At 66.3% G+C, this 13,000-nt stretch carries 13 protein-coding genes; 4 read left to right on the top strand and 9 right to left on the bottom strand.

The features are described from left to right. Positions 1 to 15: 15 nt before the first annotated feature. From tkt to ACO1XS_RS05120, 6 genes are all read right to left on the bottom strand, one after another. Entirely contained in the window at positions 16 to 2,124 is a 2,109-nt protein-coding gene (gene tkt / locus ACO1XS_RS05145; RefSeq protein ID WP_486390148.1) for a transketolase, read from the bottom strand. A gap of 21 nt (positions 2,125 to 2,145) precedes the next feature. Beyond that, positions 2,146 to 3,018 carry a phosphoribulokinase gene (locus ACO1XS_RS05140; protein WP_331565965.1) on the bottom strand — a complete coding sequence of 291 codons (873 nt, stop codon included), beginning with the start codon at positions 3,016 to 3,018 and terminating at the stop codon, positions 2,146 to 2,148. A gap of 73 nt (positions 3,019 to 3,091) precedes the next feature. Then, the gene (locus ACO1XS_RS05135) at positions 3,092 to 4,177 is read right to left on the bottom strand and encodes a class 1 fructose-bisphosphatase (RefSeq protein WP_331565967.1); all 1,086 of its coding nucleotides are present in this window, start codon (positions 4,175 to 4,177) and stop codon (positions 3,092 to 3,094) included. 22 nt (positions 4,178 to 4,199) lie between these two features. Then, positions 4,200 to 5,156 (bottom strand): CbbX protein, encoded by a 957-nt coding sequence (cbbX, locus tag ACO1XS_RS05130; protein ID WP_486390147.1) that lies wholly within the window; start codon positions 5,154 to 5,156, stop codon positions 4,200 to 4,202. A 2-nt stretch (positions 5,157 to 5,158) separates the two neighbouring features. Further along, a complete protein-coding gene (locus ACO1XS_RS05125) occupies positions 5,159 to 5,587 on the bottom strand; it encodes a ribulose bisphosphate carboxylase small subunit (RefSeq protein WP_331565971.1) in 429 nt (142 codons plus the stop codon). Between the two features lie 49 nt (positions 5,588 to 5,636). Beyond that, positions 5,637 to 7,118 carry a form I ribulose bisphosphate carboxylase large subunit gene (locus ACO1XS_RS05120; protein ID WP_331565973.1) on the bottom strand — a complete coding sequence of 494 codons (1,482 nt, stop codon included), beginning with the start codon at positions 7,116 to 7,118 and terminating at the stop codon, positions 5,637 to 5,639. Between the two features lie 480 nt (positions 7,119 to 7,598). Between ACO1XS_RS05120 and pqqA the strand changes: the two genes are divergently transcribed. The 3 genes from pqqA (at position 7,599) to ACO1XS_RS05105 (ending at position 9,159) form a co-directional block, all read left to right on the top strand. After that, entirely contained in the window at positions 7,599 to 7,673 is a 75-nt protein-coding gene (gene pqqA / locus ACO1XS_RS05115) for a pyrroloquinoline quinone precursor peptide PqqA (protein WP_331566094.1), read from the top strand. 103 nt (positions 7,674 to 7,776) lie between these two features. Continuing rightward, positions 7,777 to 8,394 (top strand): DUF447 domain-containing protein, encoded by a 618-nt coding sequence (locus ACO1XS_RS05110; protein ID WP_331566096.1) that lies wholly within the window; start codon positions 7,777 to 7,779, stop codon positions 8,392 to 8,394. A 27-nt stretch (positions 8,395 to 8,421) separates the two neighbouring features. Beyond that, positions 8,422 to 9,159: a (5-formylfuran-3-yl)methyl phosphate synthase gene (locus ACO1XS_RS05105; protein ID WP_331565975.1), complete on the top strand. Its 738-nt coding sequence runs from the start codon at positions 8,422 to 8,424 to the stop codon at positions 9,157 to 9,159. A 79-nt stretch (positions 9,160 to 9,238) separates the two neighbouring features. Here the strand turns inward: ACO1XS_RS05105 and ACO1XS_RS05100 are convergent, their stop codons facing one another. From ACO1XS_RS05100 to ACO1XS_RS05090, 3 genes are all read right to left on the bottom strand, one after another. Next, complete coding sequence (locus ACO1XS_RS05100; protein WP_331565977.1) at positions 9,239 to 9,859, bottom strand: amino acid kinase family protein; 621 nt, start codon at positions 9,857 to 9,859, stop codon at positions 9,239 to 9,241. Positions 9,860 to 9,922: 63 nt separating this feature from the next. Further along, positions 9,923 to 11,053, bottom strand: a complete 1,131-nt coding sequence (locus ACO1XS_RS05095; RefSeq protein WP_486390146.1) for a hydantoinase/oxoprolinase family protein — start codon at positions 11,051 to 11,053, stop codon at positions 9,923 to 9,925. After that, positions 11,035 to 12,111, bottom strand: a complete 1,077-nt coding sequence (locus tag ACO1XS_RS05090) for an ATP-grasp domain-containing protein (RefSeq protein ID WP_486390145.1) — start codon at positions 12,109 to 12,111, stop codon at positions 11,035 to 11,037. Before ACO1XS_RS05090 ends, ACO1XS_RS05095 begins: the two co-directional genes overlap by 19 nt. A gap of 12 nt (positions 12,112 to 12,123) precedes the next feature. On the opposite strand from ACO1XS_RS05090, the gene ACO1XS_RS05085 reads away from it, so the two are divergent. Then, positions 12,124 to 12,861: a HisA/HisF-related TIM barrel protein gene (locus ACO1XS_RS05085; RefSeq protein ID WP_486390144.1), complete on the top strand. Its 738-nt coding sequence runs from the start codon at positions 12,124 to 12,126 to the stop codon at positions 12,859 to 12,861. The last annotated feature ends 139 nt before the right edge of the window (positions 12,862 to 13,000 follow it).

The following is a 13,000-nucleotide window of genomic DNA, read 5'->3' as shown; positions in this document are numbered from 1 at the left end:
AATCGATCGAAACCGTCAGCAGCTAGCGCCACGCGCGTGCGACGCGGCACGACATGCCGCGTCGACAACCGCTTGCGTCGTCAAATTGAAATGCGCGAAAAGATCGGCCGCCGGCGCGGACTCGCCGAAGCTGTCGATACCGACCGTCTCGCCGTCGAGCCCGACGTACTGACGCCAGAACGCCGTGACGCCCGCTTCCACCGCGACGCGCGGTACCTCGCGCGGCAGCACGCTATCGCGGTACGACGCGGGCTGCCGGTCGAACACTGTGGTGGACGGCATCGATACGACGCGCGCGGCAATGCCTTGCGCCGCGAGCGGCTCGATGGCCGCCAGCGCAAGCGCCACTTCGGAGCCCGTCGCAATCAGCACCACACGTCGGCTCGCCTGCCGCGCCTGGCCGGCTCCCGGCCCGGCTTCGGCGTCGCCGGTGCCCGCCCCTTCGAGCCAGTCTCGCAATACGTAACCGCCTCGCTCGATGTCGTCGATCTGCGCCTCGGTCCTCGTCACGAACGGGAGCGTCTGGCGGCTCAACAACAGACACGACGGTCCTTGCCGCTCGATCGAAGCCACCCACGCCTGTGCCGTTTCCACGGTGTCGCAGGGCCGCCACACGTCGAGTCCGGGAATGAGTCGCAGGCTTGCCGCGTGCTCGACGGATTGATGCGTCGGTCCGTCCTCGCCCAGACCGATCGAATCGTGCGTGAAAACGAAGATCGAGCGCGTCTTCATCAACGCGGCCATGCGCAAGGCGTTGCGCGCGTAATCCGAGAACGTGAGGAACGTGCCGCCGAACGGCAGATACCCGCGATGCAGTGCGATGCCGTTCATGACCGCACTCATGCCGAACTCCCGCACACCGAAGTGCAGATAGTTTCCGCCGCGCAGGCCGCCGTCGTCGGCTCCGATCTCGACCGCGGCCGCCCAGTCGGTCAGATTCGAGCCCGTCAGGTCGGCGGAGCCGCCGAGCAACTCCGGCAACGCGGCAGCCAGCGCGCCGATGGCAAGCTGAGACGCTTTGCGTGTCGCCACGGATTGCGCGGCGTCGTTGGCCGTGCGCACCATCATCCGCGCCGCCGCGGCCCAGCTTTGCGGCAATGCACCGCTCGCGCGCCGCTCGAACTCCACGGCTTCGCGCGGGAACTCCCGGCGATAGGCGGCAAACCGCTGCGTCCATTGCGCTTCGGCCTGCGCGCCGCGCATCGTTGCATCCCATGACGAACGGACCTCGTCCGGCACGACGAACGGCGCGTGCGGCCAATTCAGCGCCGCACGCATAGCGGCAATCTCCGCCGCGCCCAGCGGCGCGCCGTGGACCTCGTGCGTGCCGGCCTTGGTCGGCGAGCCGCGCCCGATCACCGTCTTGCAACCGATCAACGTCGGACGTCCCGCGCCGCGCGCTTCGACAATCGCGCGATCGACCGCATCGACATCGTGCCCGTCGACATCGCGCACGACGTGCCATCCGTACGCGGCGAATCGCGCCGGTGTATCGTCGGCGAACCAGCCGTCGACATGCCCGTCGATCGAAATGCCGTTATCGTCATAGAGGACGATCAGCTTGTCGAGCCTCAGCGTACCCGCGAGCGAGCACGCCTCGTGCGATAGGCCTTCCATCAGGCACCCGTCGCCGACGAACGCATAGGTATAGTGATCGACGATGCGATGCCCGGGCCGATTGAACTCGCGCGCGAGCAGCGCCTCGGCGAGCGCCATCCCGACGGCGTTCGCGAGACCCTGCCCGAGCGGGCCCGTCGTCGTTTCCACGCCCGGCGTCACGCCCACCTCCGGATGTCCCGGCGTCTTGCTGTGCAGTTGCCTGAAGCGCCGCAGCTCGTCGACCGGCAACGCATAGCCGGTCAAATGCAGCAGCGCATAGAGCAACATCGAGCCGTGGCCGTTGGAGAGCACGAAGCGATCGCGATCGGGCCACGACGGATTGCGCGGGTTGTGCTTCAGATGACGGTCCCAAAGCGCGACTGCGATTTCGGCCATGCCGAGCGGCATGCCCGGGTGGCCGGAGTTGGCTTGCTGGACCGCATCGATTGCGAGCATGCGCAAGGCGTTCGCCATTAGCGCAGTGGCGTTGCCTTCAGCGGGTTGAGCTTGGGCTGCAGCGTTCATGATCGGTCGTCCCTCCTGGCATCAGGCGCGCGCGCGGCGATCCATCAATTGCAGAATCATCGGCGTGAAGATGAGCTGCATTGCAAGCCCCATCTTGCCGCCCGGTACCACGATCACGTTCGGACGCGACATGAACGAGTCGTGCAGCATCGTGAGCAAATATTGGAAGTCGATTCCCTTGGGCCGCGCGAACCGGATCACGACGAAGCTCTCGTCGGGCTGCGGAATCTCGCGCGCGGTGAACGGGTTGGAGGTGTCGACAGTCGGCACGCGCTGGAAGTTGACGTGCGTGCGCGAGAACTGCGGGCAGATGTAGTTCACGTAATCGGGCATGCGGCGAAGGATCGTGTCGACCACCGCTTCATGCGAATAGCCGCGCATCGTCTGGTCGCGATGCAGCTTCTGAATCCACTCGAGGTTGATGATCGGCACGACGCCCACGAGCAGATCCGCATGACGCGCGATGTCGACTGTCCCCGTCACGGCCGCGCCATGCAGCCCTTCGTAAAAGAGCAGATCGCTCCCAGGATCCACGTCCTCCCACGGCGTAAACGTGCCCGCCGGCTGCTGGTAAACAGCCGATTCCTTCTCGTCGTGCACGTAATGCCGAAACCGTCCAGTGCCGTCGCCGGCATAGCTCGAAAAAAGCGCCTCGAGTTCTTCGAGCAGATTCGCCTCGGGGCCGAAATGGCTGAAATTCATGACACCGTCGCGCTCGCGCTGCTGCATCGCATCGCGCATACCGGCACGATCGTAGCGATGAAACGCATCGCCTTCGACGACTTGCGCGTTGATGCGTTCGCGTCGAAAGATATGCGTAAAGCTCTTCATGACGGTTGTCGTACCGGCGCCGCTCGAGCCGGTCACGGCAATGATCGGGTGCTTGACGGACATGCGTGTCTCCGGGAAGTCGTTCTGAATCTGGCTGCAAGCGCGTAACCCGCGGCAAAAACGCCGCGAAAACGCATCAAGCCGGCGTCTCAGGCAAAAAAAGCGAACGCGGCTGAAAAAGCGGAGACGTATAGGGCTTGTCCTCACCGCGATCGAACTCGCGGTGATAGCGGCCGATGCGCTCGACTTCGTTGCGCGAGCCCAGAATCACGGGCACACGCTCGTGCAGCGCGCGCGGCTTCACGTCGAGAATGCGCTCGCGTCCGGTGATCGCCGAACCGCCCGCCTGCTCGATGAGAAAGCTCATCGGGTTGGCCTCGTAGAGCAATCTGAGGCGCCCCGCGACGCCGGGGGTCTTGAAGTCGCGCGGATACATGAAGACCCCGCCGCGCATCAGGATCCGATGGACCTCCGCGACCATCGACGCGATCCAGCGCATGTTGAAATCGCGCTCGCGGCAGCCGGTGCGCCCGTCCTTGCATTCCTGGACGTACCTGCGCACCGGGTCCTCCCAGAACCGCTCGTTCGACGCGTTGATCGCGAATTCGCTCGTCTCGTCGGGAATGCGAATGTCCGAATGCGTGAGCACAAAATTGCCGACATCGCGCTCGAGCGTGAAGCCGTGCGTCCCGTTGCCAACCGAGAGGACGAGCATCGTCGAGGGTCCGTAGATCGCATAGCCGGCCGCGACCTGTTCGTGGCCCGGGCGCAGGAATCCGGTCTCGCCGCTTTGCCCGTCCTTGCAACGCAGGACCGAGAAGATCGAACCCACGACGCCGTTGATATCGATGTTCGACGATCCATCGAGCGGATCGAACGCGAGCAGATACTCGCCACGCGGGTATTCGGATGGGATCGCATAGACTGTCTCCATTTCCTCCGAGACCATCGCCGCGAGCAGACCGTCCCACTCGCAATGCTGGACAAAGATCTCGTTGGTGGCGATATCGAGCTTCTTCTGCTCTTCGCCGTGCGTATTGACCGACTGTGCGGATCCGTAATTGCCGCCGAGCGCGCCGCGCGTGAGCGCCGACGAAATCGTCTTGATCGCCGCGGCGACATCGATCAGCAAGGCCGAGAGCCCAGCGGCCGCCACGGGCGACGGCTGCCGATCGAGCGTGTCGATCAGGAACTTCGAAAGGGTCGTACGTCCGTCCTGCATGGCGCTCTCCTTGACATCGTTTCTAAATCGGGCCGGGCGGCGACGTACCCGCATGGGGCTGGTGCGAGACGCCATTGAGCAGCGAGCCTGCGACGCTTTCGTCGAAGACGCGGCTCGCGCGGATGTCCTCGCTCGTGATGCGCATGAGCGCTGCCGTATCGATCGGCGCGCCGCCCGCAATCGCGCGTGCGAACAAACGCCGGGCCTGGCGCAGCCGCGCGCGGTCGAGCGCGTTGCGCACCGAGCGCGCATTGGCGAAATTCGGCTGGCGCGTGCGGCGCGCGATGTACTCGGTGAACGCTTCGCGTGCATCGGCATCGAACGCGTAATGCATGCCGTCGAGCATGCGCTCGGCGATCTGGACCAGCTCGCCTTGCTCGTAGTCCGGGAATTCGATGTGATGGGCGATGCGCGAGCGGAATCCCGGGTTGCTCTGAAAGAACGTCTCCATGCGCGACGTGTAGCCGGCCAGGATCACGACGAGATCGTCGCGCTGGTTTTCCATCGTCTGCAACAGAATCTCGATGGCCTCCTGACCGTAGTCGCGCTCGTTCTCCGGGCGATAGAGGTAGTACGCCTCGTCGATGAACAGCACGCCGCCCATTGCCCGCTTGAGGACATCGCGCGTTTTGGGCGCGGTATGTCCGATGTATTGACCGACGAGATCGTCGCGCGTCACCGAGACGAGATGGTTGCGACGGATATAGCCGAGCCGATGCAACACCTCGGCCATGCGCAGCGCGACTGTCGTCTTGCCGGTGCCGGGGTTGCCCGAAAAACACATGTGCAGCGTGGGCGCGCCGCTCGCGAGATCGAGTTGCGAGCGGGCCCGCTCGACGATGAGCAGCGCCGCGATTTCGCGAATGCGCGTCTTGACCGGAAGCAGGCCGACGAGATCGCGATCGAGCTCGTCGAGCACCGCCGCAATGCCGGAATCGCGATAAAGACCGGCAAGATCGACGCTTTGGGCGCAGTCCATCGTCAGCCCTTCGCACCGTAGCGCTGACCCTCGGGCGCATTGCTCGCGTAGCTCGTCATGCTGTAGCGCTGAATGCGGCTGCGATCATCGGTCCGTGTCAGACGGAAGCCCGGCTCAACGGCGGGGCGGTTCACGATGAACGACATCCGCATCGTCTCGAAGCTGCGCGTCGAATCGAACGCGTTCACCTTGATGTAGCGATCGGGATAGGTGGTGCGGCAGGCGCGCACTTCCTGCATGACGCCGGCGGCGTCGCGCAGATCGAACATCGGCAGACCCCACATTTCCCAGTACGTGTTGCGAGGATGAGGGTCGTCGGTGAACTCGACCGAGCAGGCCCAGCCCTGGCTGAGGGCATAGTCGATCTGCAGGCCGATCTCCTCGTCGGTCAGATCGGGCAGGAAGGAAAACGTCCCTTGCGTGATTCGCATGACAAAACCTCTCGTTGGTTCGCGGTGATTTCGCGTGGGTTGATCGCGCTCAAGCCACGCTCGGCGTGACCGCATAGTCCGGCGTATCGGTCGATGCGTAGTTGAACGTCACGTCCTTCCACGTATCGAGTGCCTGTTTGAGCGGCGTGCAAAAGCGCGCCGCCGCCTCCAGGATGTCGGGCCCCTCGTTGGCAATGTCGCGCCCTTCGTTGCGCGCCTTCACCATCGCTTCGAGGGCCACCCGATTCGCCGTGGCCCCGGCCTGGATACCGGCCGGATGCCCGATCGTGCCGCCGCCGAACTGCAAAATGGCGTCGTCGCCGAACAGGTCGAGCAGCTGATGCATCTGCCCTGCATGAATCCCGCCAGATGCCACCGGCATCACTTTGCGCAAGCCCGCCCAGGGTTGATCGAAGAAAAGGCCGCGTGACAGGTCCACTTCGTTGCGCGCCTCTCGACACACGTTGTAATACCCCTGTACCGAAAGCGGATCGCCTTCGAGCTTGCCGACGGCGGTGCCCGCATGGGCATGATCGACACCGGCCATGCGCAGCCACTTGGCAATCACGCGAAACGAAATGCCGTGATTGCGTTGCCGCGTATAGGTGCCGTGGCCGGCGCGGTGAAGATGCAGGATCATGTCGTTGCGCCGTGCCCATTTCGACATCGATTGAATCGCGGTCCAGCCGATCACGAGGTCGATCATGACGATGCAAGACCCGAGTTCCTTCGCGAATTCGGCCCGCTCGTACATGTCTTCCATGGTGCCGGCCGTCACGTTCAGGTAATGGCCCTTCACTTCGCCGGTCTCGGCCTGCGCCCGATGGACGGCTTCCATCGCGAAGAGGAAACGGTCGCGCCAGTGCATGAAGGCCTGCGAGTTGATGTTCTCGTCGTCCTTCAGGAAGTCGAGCCCACCCCTGAGGCCTTCATAGACGACACGCCCATAGTTCTTGCCGGACAGGCCGAGCTTCGGCTTCACGGTTGCGCCCAACAACGGCCGCCCGTATTTGTCGAGCCGCTCGCGCTCCACGACGATGCCCGTGGGCGGGCCCTGAAACGTCTTCAGGTAAGCCACCGGAATGCGCATGTCTTCGAGACGCAGCGCCTTGAGCGGCTTGAAGCCGAACACGTTGCCGATGATCGAAGCCGTGAGATTCGCCACGGAGCCTTCCTCGAACAGATCGAGCTCGTAAGCGATATAGGCGAAGTACTGCGGATCGCCCTGGCTCGTTCCGGGCACAGGCTCGATCCGATACGCCTTCGCTCGGTACATGTCGCACGCGGTCAAGCGGTCGGTCCACACCACGGTCCAGGTCGCCGTCGACGATTCGCCGGCCACGGCGGCCGCAGCTTCCTCGGGCTCCACGCCCGCTTGCGGCGTGATTCGAAACATCGCGATGACATCGGTATCCTTCGGCGTGTAGTCCGGCTGCCAGTAGCCCATTTCGCGGTACTTCATCACGCCGGCGGCATATCGCTCGCGCGGAGTGCGTGCCGGCTCGACGGCTGCCTTGCTGAAATCGTTCATGACGTGTCCTCGAATTTGACTCGGCGCGCTTTGCAGCGAGTGGCCAAGCGCTTGAGTTGCACTCTAGGGGAGCACGCATGCGTTGGGAAATCACGATTTCATTCGTGAGCATTAAGCGATGCGTTATCGATTGCGGATGACGAAGCGCGATTGCGTGATATGCGCCGATCGGTTAGTCCCGCCCTGTCCCGTTTCGGAACGGGCTGTAACAGGCGATGTTCCAATCGGCCACGCCTGAAACACTTTGCTGCGTTTTCGTCACACCGCGGGGCTCACGCTAAACCGTGCAAACCTGCCCATCGCCTGTCATACTGGTTGCACGCACGTCGTACGAGTTGAAGGCACCGCACCCTGTGCGCAGGTCCATGCGGCTTCGCGCCTCGGCACGAAGCTTGCGTGACCGACGCTCGCCGCTCGACTCCCGGCAACCTGCCGGGCCCGCCGGCGGCACTTCCCAATGACCGAATGGAGGGACTTTCGATGCAATGGACGACACCTAGCTACTCCGACATGCGTTTCGGCTTCGAAATCACGATGTACATCGCGAATCGTTAAGACCAAGCGCGGGCCGCGTCATGCGGCCCCTTCGCCGGAGCCCGCTGTCCCTTCGTAAAACCCGGCCGGCCGATCGGCACGGTGCACCGTGATGACCTCCGCCATGATCTTCGAGACGATCGTTACCACTGCGGCGCCCGACGGCCGGCCCCACATTGCCCCGATGGGGGTGCGCTACGAGGACGGCTTCGCTGTTCTTTCCCCATTTCGGCCGTCCGCCACGCTCGATAACATCGTCGCCACGCGTGCGGCCGTTCTGAACTTCACCACCGATGTCCGCGTCTTCGCCGGCTGCGTCACGCATTGCGCGACGGATTGGCCGACGATCGCGGCCACGCGCGTCGCGACCGTGCGTCTTGCCGAATCGCTCGCCCACACGGAATTCGAGCTCGAACGCATCGAGGACGACGCTCAGCGCCCCGTGCTGCGCATGAAACCCGTGCACCAGGAGCAGCACGAGCCCTTCGCGGGCTTCAATCGCGCGCAGGCGGCCGTCATCGAAGGCGCCGTGCTGGTGAGCCGCTTGTTCATGTTGCCTGCCGACAAGGTCGATCGCGAAATGGCCTACCTGCAGATCGCCATCGACAAAACCGCCGGCGAGCGCGAGCGCACCGCCTGGAGCTGGCTCGTCGCGGCCATCGCGCGCCATCGCGCCACCGCAACCGTGGGCGCAGCACCCGCTACGGTCGATACACCGCTGGGCGGGCGCGCCCATCATTGACATCCCCACTCACCCTGGAGAGTTTGTATGACCGCATTGCTTGCGAGCGTTCGCTCGGAACAAGAGGCGCTTGCCGCCGCTCACGCCGGCGCCGAACTCATCGATCTCAAGGAGCCGCGCTCCGGTGCGCTCGGCGGTTTGCCCATCGCGCAGATCGGCAGGATTGCCGCCGCGCTGCGCGCACAGTATGCGGTGAAGCCGATCAGCGCGACCATCGGAGACATCGATAGCGAGGACGTCGACGAAGTAGCCGCGCGCGTCATGGACGTGAGCGCGGCCGGAGTCGACTACGTCAAGGTCGGCGTGACGCCGGGCGCCGGCGCGAAGCGATGCCTCGAAGCACTCGCGAGCCTGCCGGCCGCCGTGGTGCCGGTGCTGCTCGCGGACGCCGGCATCGATGCCGCGCTCGTCGCGCATGCCGCGTCGCTCGGATTCGTCGGCGTCATGTTCGACACGGCGGCCAAAGACGGACGCACGCTGTTCGATCATGTCGACGAAGAGACGCTCGGGCACTGGCTCGGGCTCGCGCGCAAGCAAGGCGCGATGAGCGGCATCGCCGGATCGCTCGGCTGGGCGCAACTCGAGCGCATTCGCGCGCTCGCGCCCGATATCGCGGGTTTTCGCGGTGCGCTGTGCGTGGACGGACGCGGCTCGTCGCTCGATCCGCAGCGGGTGACGCAGTGGGCGCAGGCGCTGCATCGGCCCGCTGCCACGCTCGCCGAAGGCGCACCCGGCGCCGCGCCGAGGCCCGCCCCGCACGCCTGAACGGGCGGCTCGCGCACGATCGAGCCGCGGAGATTGCCCGCCGGCTCGATTCGCGGCGCGCTGCGCGCGAAACGCGCCCTCAGGCCGCGCCGCCGACGCGGTCCGCGGCCCACGCGGCCGGCAGGTTCAGCAGCCGCTCATGAACGCGTTCGATGTCGTCCTTGTTGAAAAACTCCACCAGGTAGTTGGCATCCTTGACGTAACCGAGAAACCGCCGGTCCACGATGCCGCTCGAGGCGAGCGATTCGATCGGCTCGCCAAGCTCGATCGGGCAGGACTTCACCACGATCAGGCGCTCTGCGTTGAGCATCGTCGACAGCCACGCCGCGAGGCTGTCCGAGGTCGTATCCCAGTTGCTCATCGCATCGGGCTCGTCGCGCATCAGTGCGGTCGGGACCCAGATCGCCACGCGGCCGTCGCGCAACGCGCGGCGGACTTTCGCCTCGCTCGAGGCCAGCACGAGCTCGGGCGAAAGCCCCTGCATCATCAGTGCGTACTGCGTCATCGCCAGCAGACACATGTTGTGAGCGGCAAGGTCGTTGAAACGCCATTCGGCCTGGTATTGCCGCACCTTGTCGGCGAAATCGCCGCCGCCCGGCACGATCACGACCCGGCCACCGCCCATCTCCGCGAGCTCCGTCAGCCAGCCGCGCAGCGCCGGGTCGTGACTGAGGCTGCCCCCGATCTTGACCACCCACATGATCTTCCTCGCATCGATGATTGCTGTTTGCTGATGTCCCACCCCGGTGCGCCGGTGTTCGCGTCAGGTACGACGCGCCGCCACGCCCGGCGCGCTTGCGTCGAACGGCGAGGCGCGGGCCGCCAGTAGCGCGAGCGCCACGCTCGGCGCGCACGTGGCGGCCCAGTCGCCGCACTGACCCGATGCGCCCGTCAGCGCGCCGATATCGACGTACGGGCGGCCGCGCTCGCGCGCCAGCGCCGCGACGAGGAAGCGCCCGCATCCGGCCCCGACGAGCGGCGCCGATGCGAGCCCGTCGTGGTGGCCCTCGACACGCTCGAGGTTGATGCCGGTTTGCGCCAGCTGCAGCGTGCGCCACCTGAGCGCGAAGCGCAGCCAGTCGGCGTCGCTCGCCTCGCGCGCATCGCGGCCGATCATGCGGGCAAGGCGCACGCGGCTCGCCGCCTCCGTCTTCGGGCCGCCGTCGGCGCTCCCGTGCACGTCATGCGCCGCATCGAGTTCGCCCGTGAGGCGGTAGACGTCGGCCGTCGTCGCGAACCACTCGTTCATGACGTTGACGAAGGTACCGCCGAACGCGACCCGTTGCGCCAGTCCACACAGTGGCGTGCGCACCACGCCTTGATACACGAGTTCGCCGGTGGCGAGCCGGCCCGCATCGTCTCTCGCCTCGGCCACCACCCGCCCATTCGAGATCGGTACGATGTCGGTCGTCGTGCTGCCGATATCGACGAGCACCGCGTCGGGCAAACGCGTTGCGAGCCAACTGGCGGTTGCGAGCCAGTTCGCGGAGGCCACCTGCCGCCACGCATCGGCGCAATGTTGCGCGCTGAGCCACCCAGCATCGCCGCCGTAGAACCGCACGTGCGGGCCCAGCCGTGCGGCGAGCGCCTCGGCGATTGCGCGCACGCCTTCCTCTCGGCTCGCAAACAGATCGACCATCTCGCCCGTCATCGTCACGGCGTGCCGGACATCGGGGCGGGCAGCGGCGGGCCACCGGGCCAGGGCGAGGTCGATTGCCCGATGCAGATGGTCGAGCCCCTGCCATAACGGGCAGGCCCACTGCCCGACATCGTCGATGCGGCCGGACGTGCCCGTTGCGCTGACTTTCAGATGCGCTCCGCCGACATCCCAGCCGAACGTGAGCGCGTAGGGCCCGGCGGCGACGCCCCGGCCGTTCACGGACGCACCCCGCATTCGGCCAACGCGCCGACAACGGCCCTGCTGGCGGGCCGCCCAAGCCTCACACCGTGTGCCGCGAGCAGCGCCTGGGTCAGCCCGCGGCCGCGCGTCGCGGCGAGTTCCGCATAGGCGGTCGTCAAGCGCGGATTGACCTCGATCACGACAGGACCGCGCACCGGGTGCCAGACGACGTCGACGCCGACGAAGCCGCGCAGGCCCGGCATCGCGTCGGCGATACGTCGTGCGAGCGAAGCGAGCGTGCGCCCGCGCGCGCTGCCGAGGTCGACCTGGTCCGCCCGCACGCCGCGGAACTCGACGATCCGCGCCGGCGCCCCCGGCGCGTGACGCAACGTCGCCGCTATGTCCTGACGATTGATGCTGAGGAGCTCGGCGCCCTCTTCGCGGCAAATCAACGACAGACTCAGTGGCTCGCCGTCGACCCATGCCTGGAGCACGGGGTTTCGGCCGACCGCCGCGCGCGAGTCGTATTCCGCGCATGCGGCGGGAAACGAATCGAAGATGAATGTGTCGAGCGCACCTGCGCCGTCGTCGGGTTTGACCACCCACGGGCCGGCCTCGCACTCGCTGCGCCGCGAGGCCTCCGGGGCCCCGGCCGGCTCGACGGGCGAGAGCGCCGGCGTTGTCGCGATGCCCGACGCAGCCAGACGGCAAGCGGTCGCGCGCTTGCTCGATGCGATCCGGATAGCCTCGCGCGAGCAGCCCAGCCAACGTTCGTTTCCGACGGCATCGTGCAGCTCGAGCAACAAGCCGTCGCATTCGGGGGCGATGACCCACGTGTAATCGTGCTCGCGCGCCAGGCGGCCCACGAAGGCGGGAATCGATTCGCCATCGCTGGGCAGACGGTACGCAGTGCCGGGGCGCGGCGTTTCGAAGCGCGAGCTCGCGTAAGTGACCTGCAGGCCGTCGATCTCGCGCAGCTGCCCCACGAGCGCATCGCGCATCATCCGCCCTTCGCCGATCAACGCGCCGAGATCGGCGAGGCCGCCCTCGCGTGCCAACGCGGGATCGAGGCCGCCGCCGGTGAGATACTCGTACACGAAGATCTTGCTCAAAGGACCCACCTCATGCTGGTCATACCGGTTCTCGACTTGCTCGGCGGCCATGCCGTGCGCGCCGTGCGCGGCCGTCGGGACGACTACCGTCCAATCCGCTCGCCGCTCGCCGCCACGAGCGACCCGCTTCTCCTTGCACCCGCGCTCGCCGCCGCAAGCGCTGCCAGCACGCTCTACGTCGCCGATCTCGACGCGATCCTCGCGCGCGGCGATCATGCCCGCACGCTCGCGGCCTTGCGCGTCGCGATGCCCGACATCGAGATATGGCTCGATGCGGGCTTCGCAGACTACGACTCGATGCGCGCAACGTTCGCCCGCATCGATGAAGCCGCGACCTGCTCGGAGTCCGCGCCCCGCGCGCGGCTCGTCCCCGTGTTCGGGACCGAGTCGCTGCGCGACCCCAACGCGCTCGAGGCCGCGCTTGCCGATGGCCTTGCGCCGATCCTCTCGCTCGATTACCGCGCCGGCCAACTCGTCGCGCCTGCTGCTTGCGTCAGCGAGTTCGAGCGCGGCACAGGTTCGTGGCCTGCTCGCGTAATCGCAATGACGCTCGATCAGGTCGGCAGCTACGCAGGCCCTGATCTCGATACTTTCCAGCGCCTGCGCGACGCGGCACCGATCGGTACGACGGTGATCGGTGCCGGCGGCATCCGCGATCGGCGCGACCTCGCCGCGGCGGCCCGATCCGGCGCACCGGCATGGCTGATTGCTTCGGCACTGCACGACGGCCGGCTCGACGCTGAGCGCTAGGCACCGCCGAGCCGCCACGGCAGTGCGATACACAAGTTCCATGCCATCGGCAAAGGCCAAGGCGCGCCGAAAACCCGACACGACACCGCGGCGCCTGGCCTGTGACACTCTGCCCCAAACGGCAAACAACCTGTGCGCG

It is taken from the genome of Trinickia sp., assembly GCF_057351765.1.
Note: the sequence above shows the minus strand (reverse complement) of the source record. Positions and strands in the feature narration are given on the sequence as shown.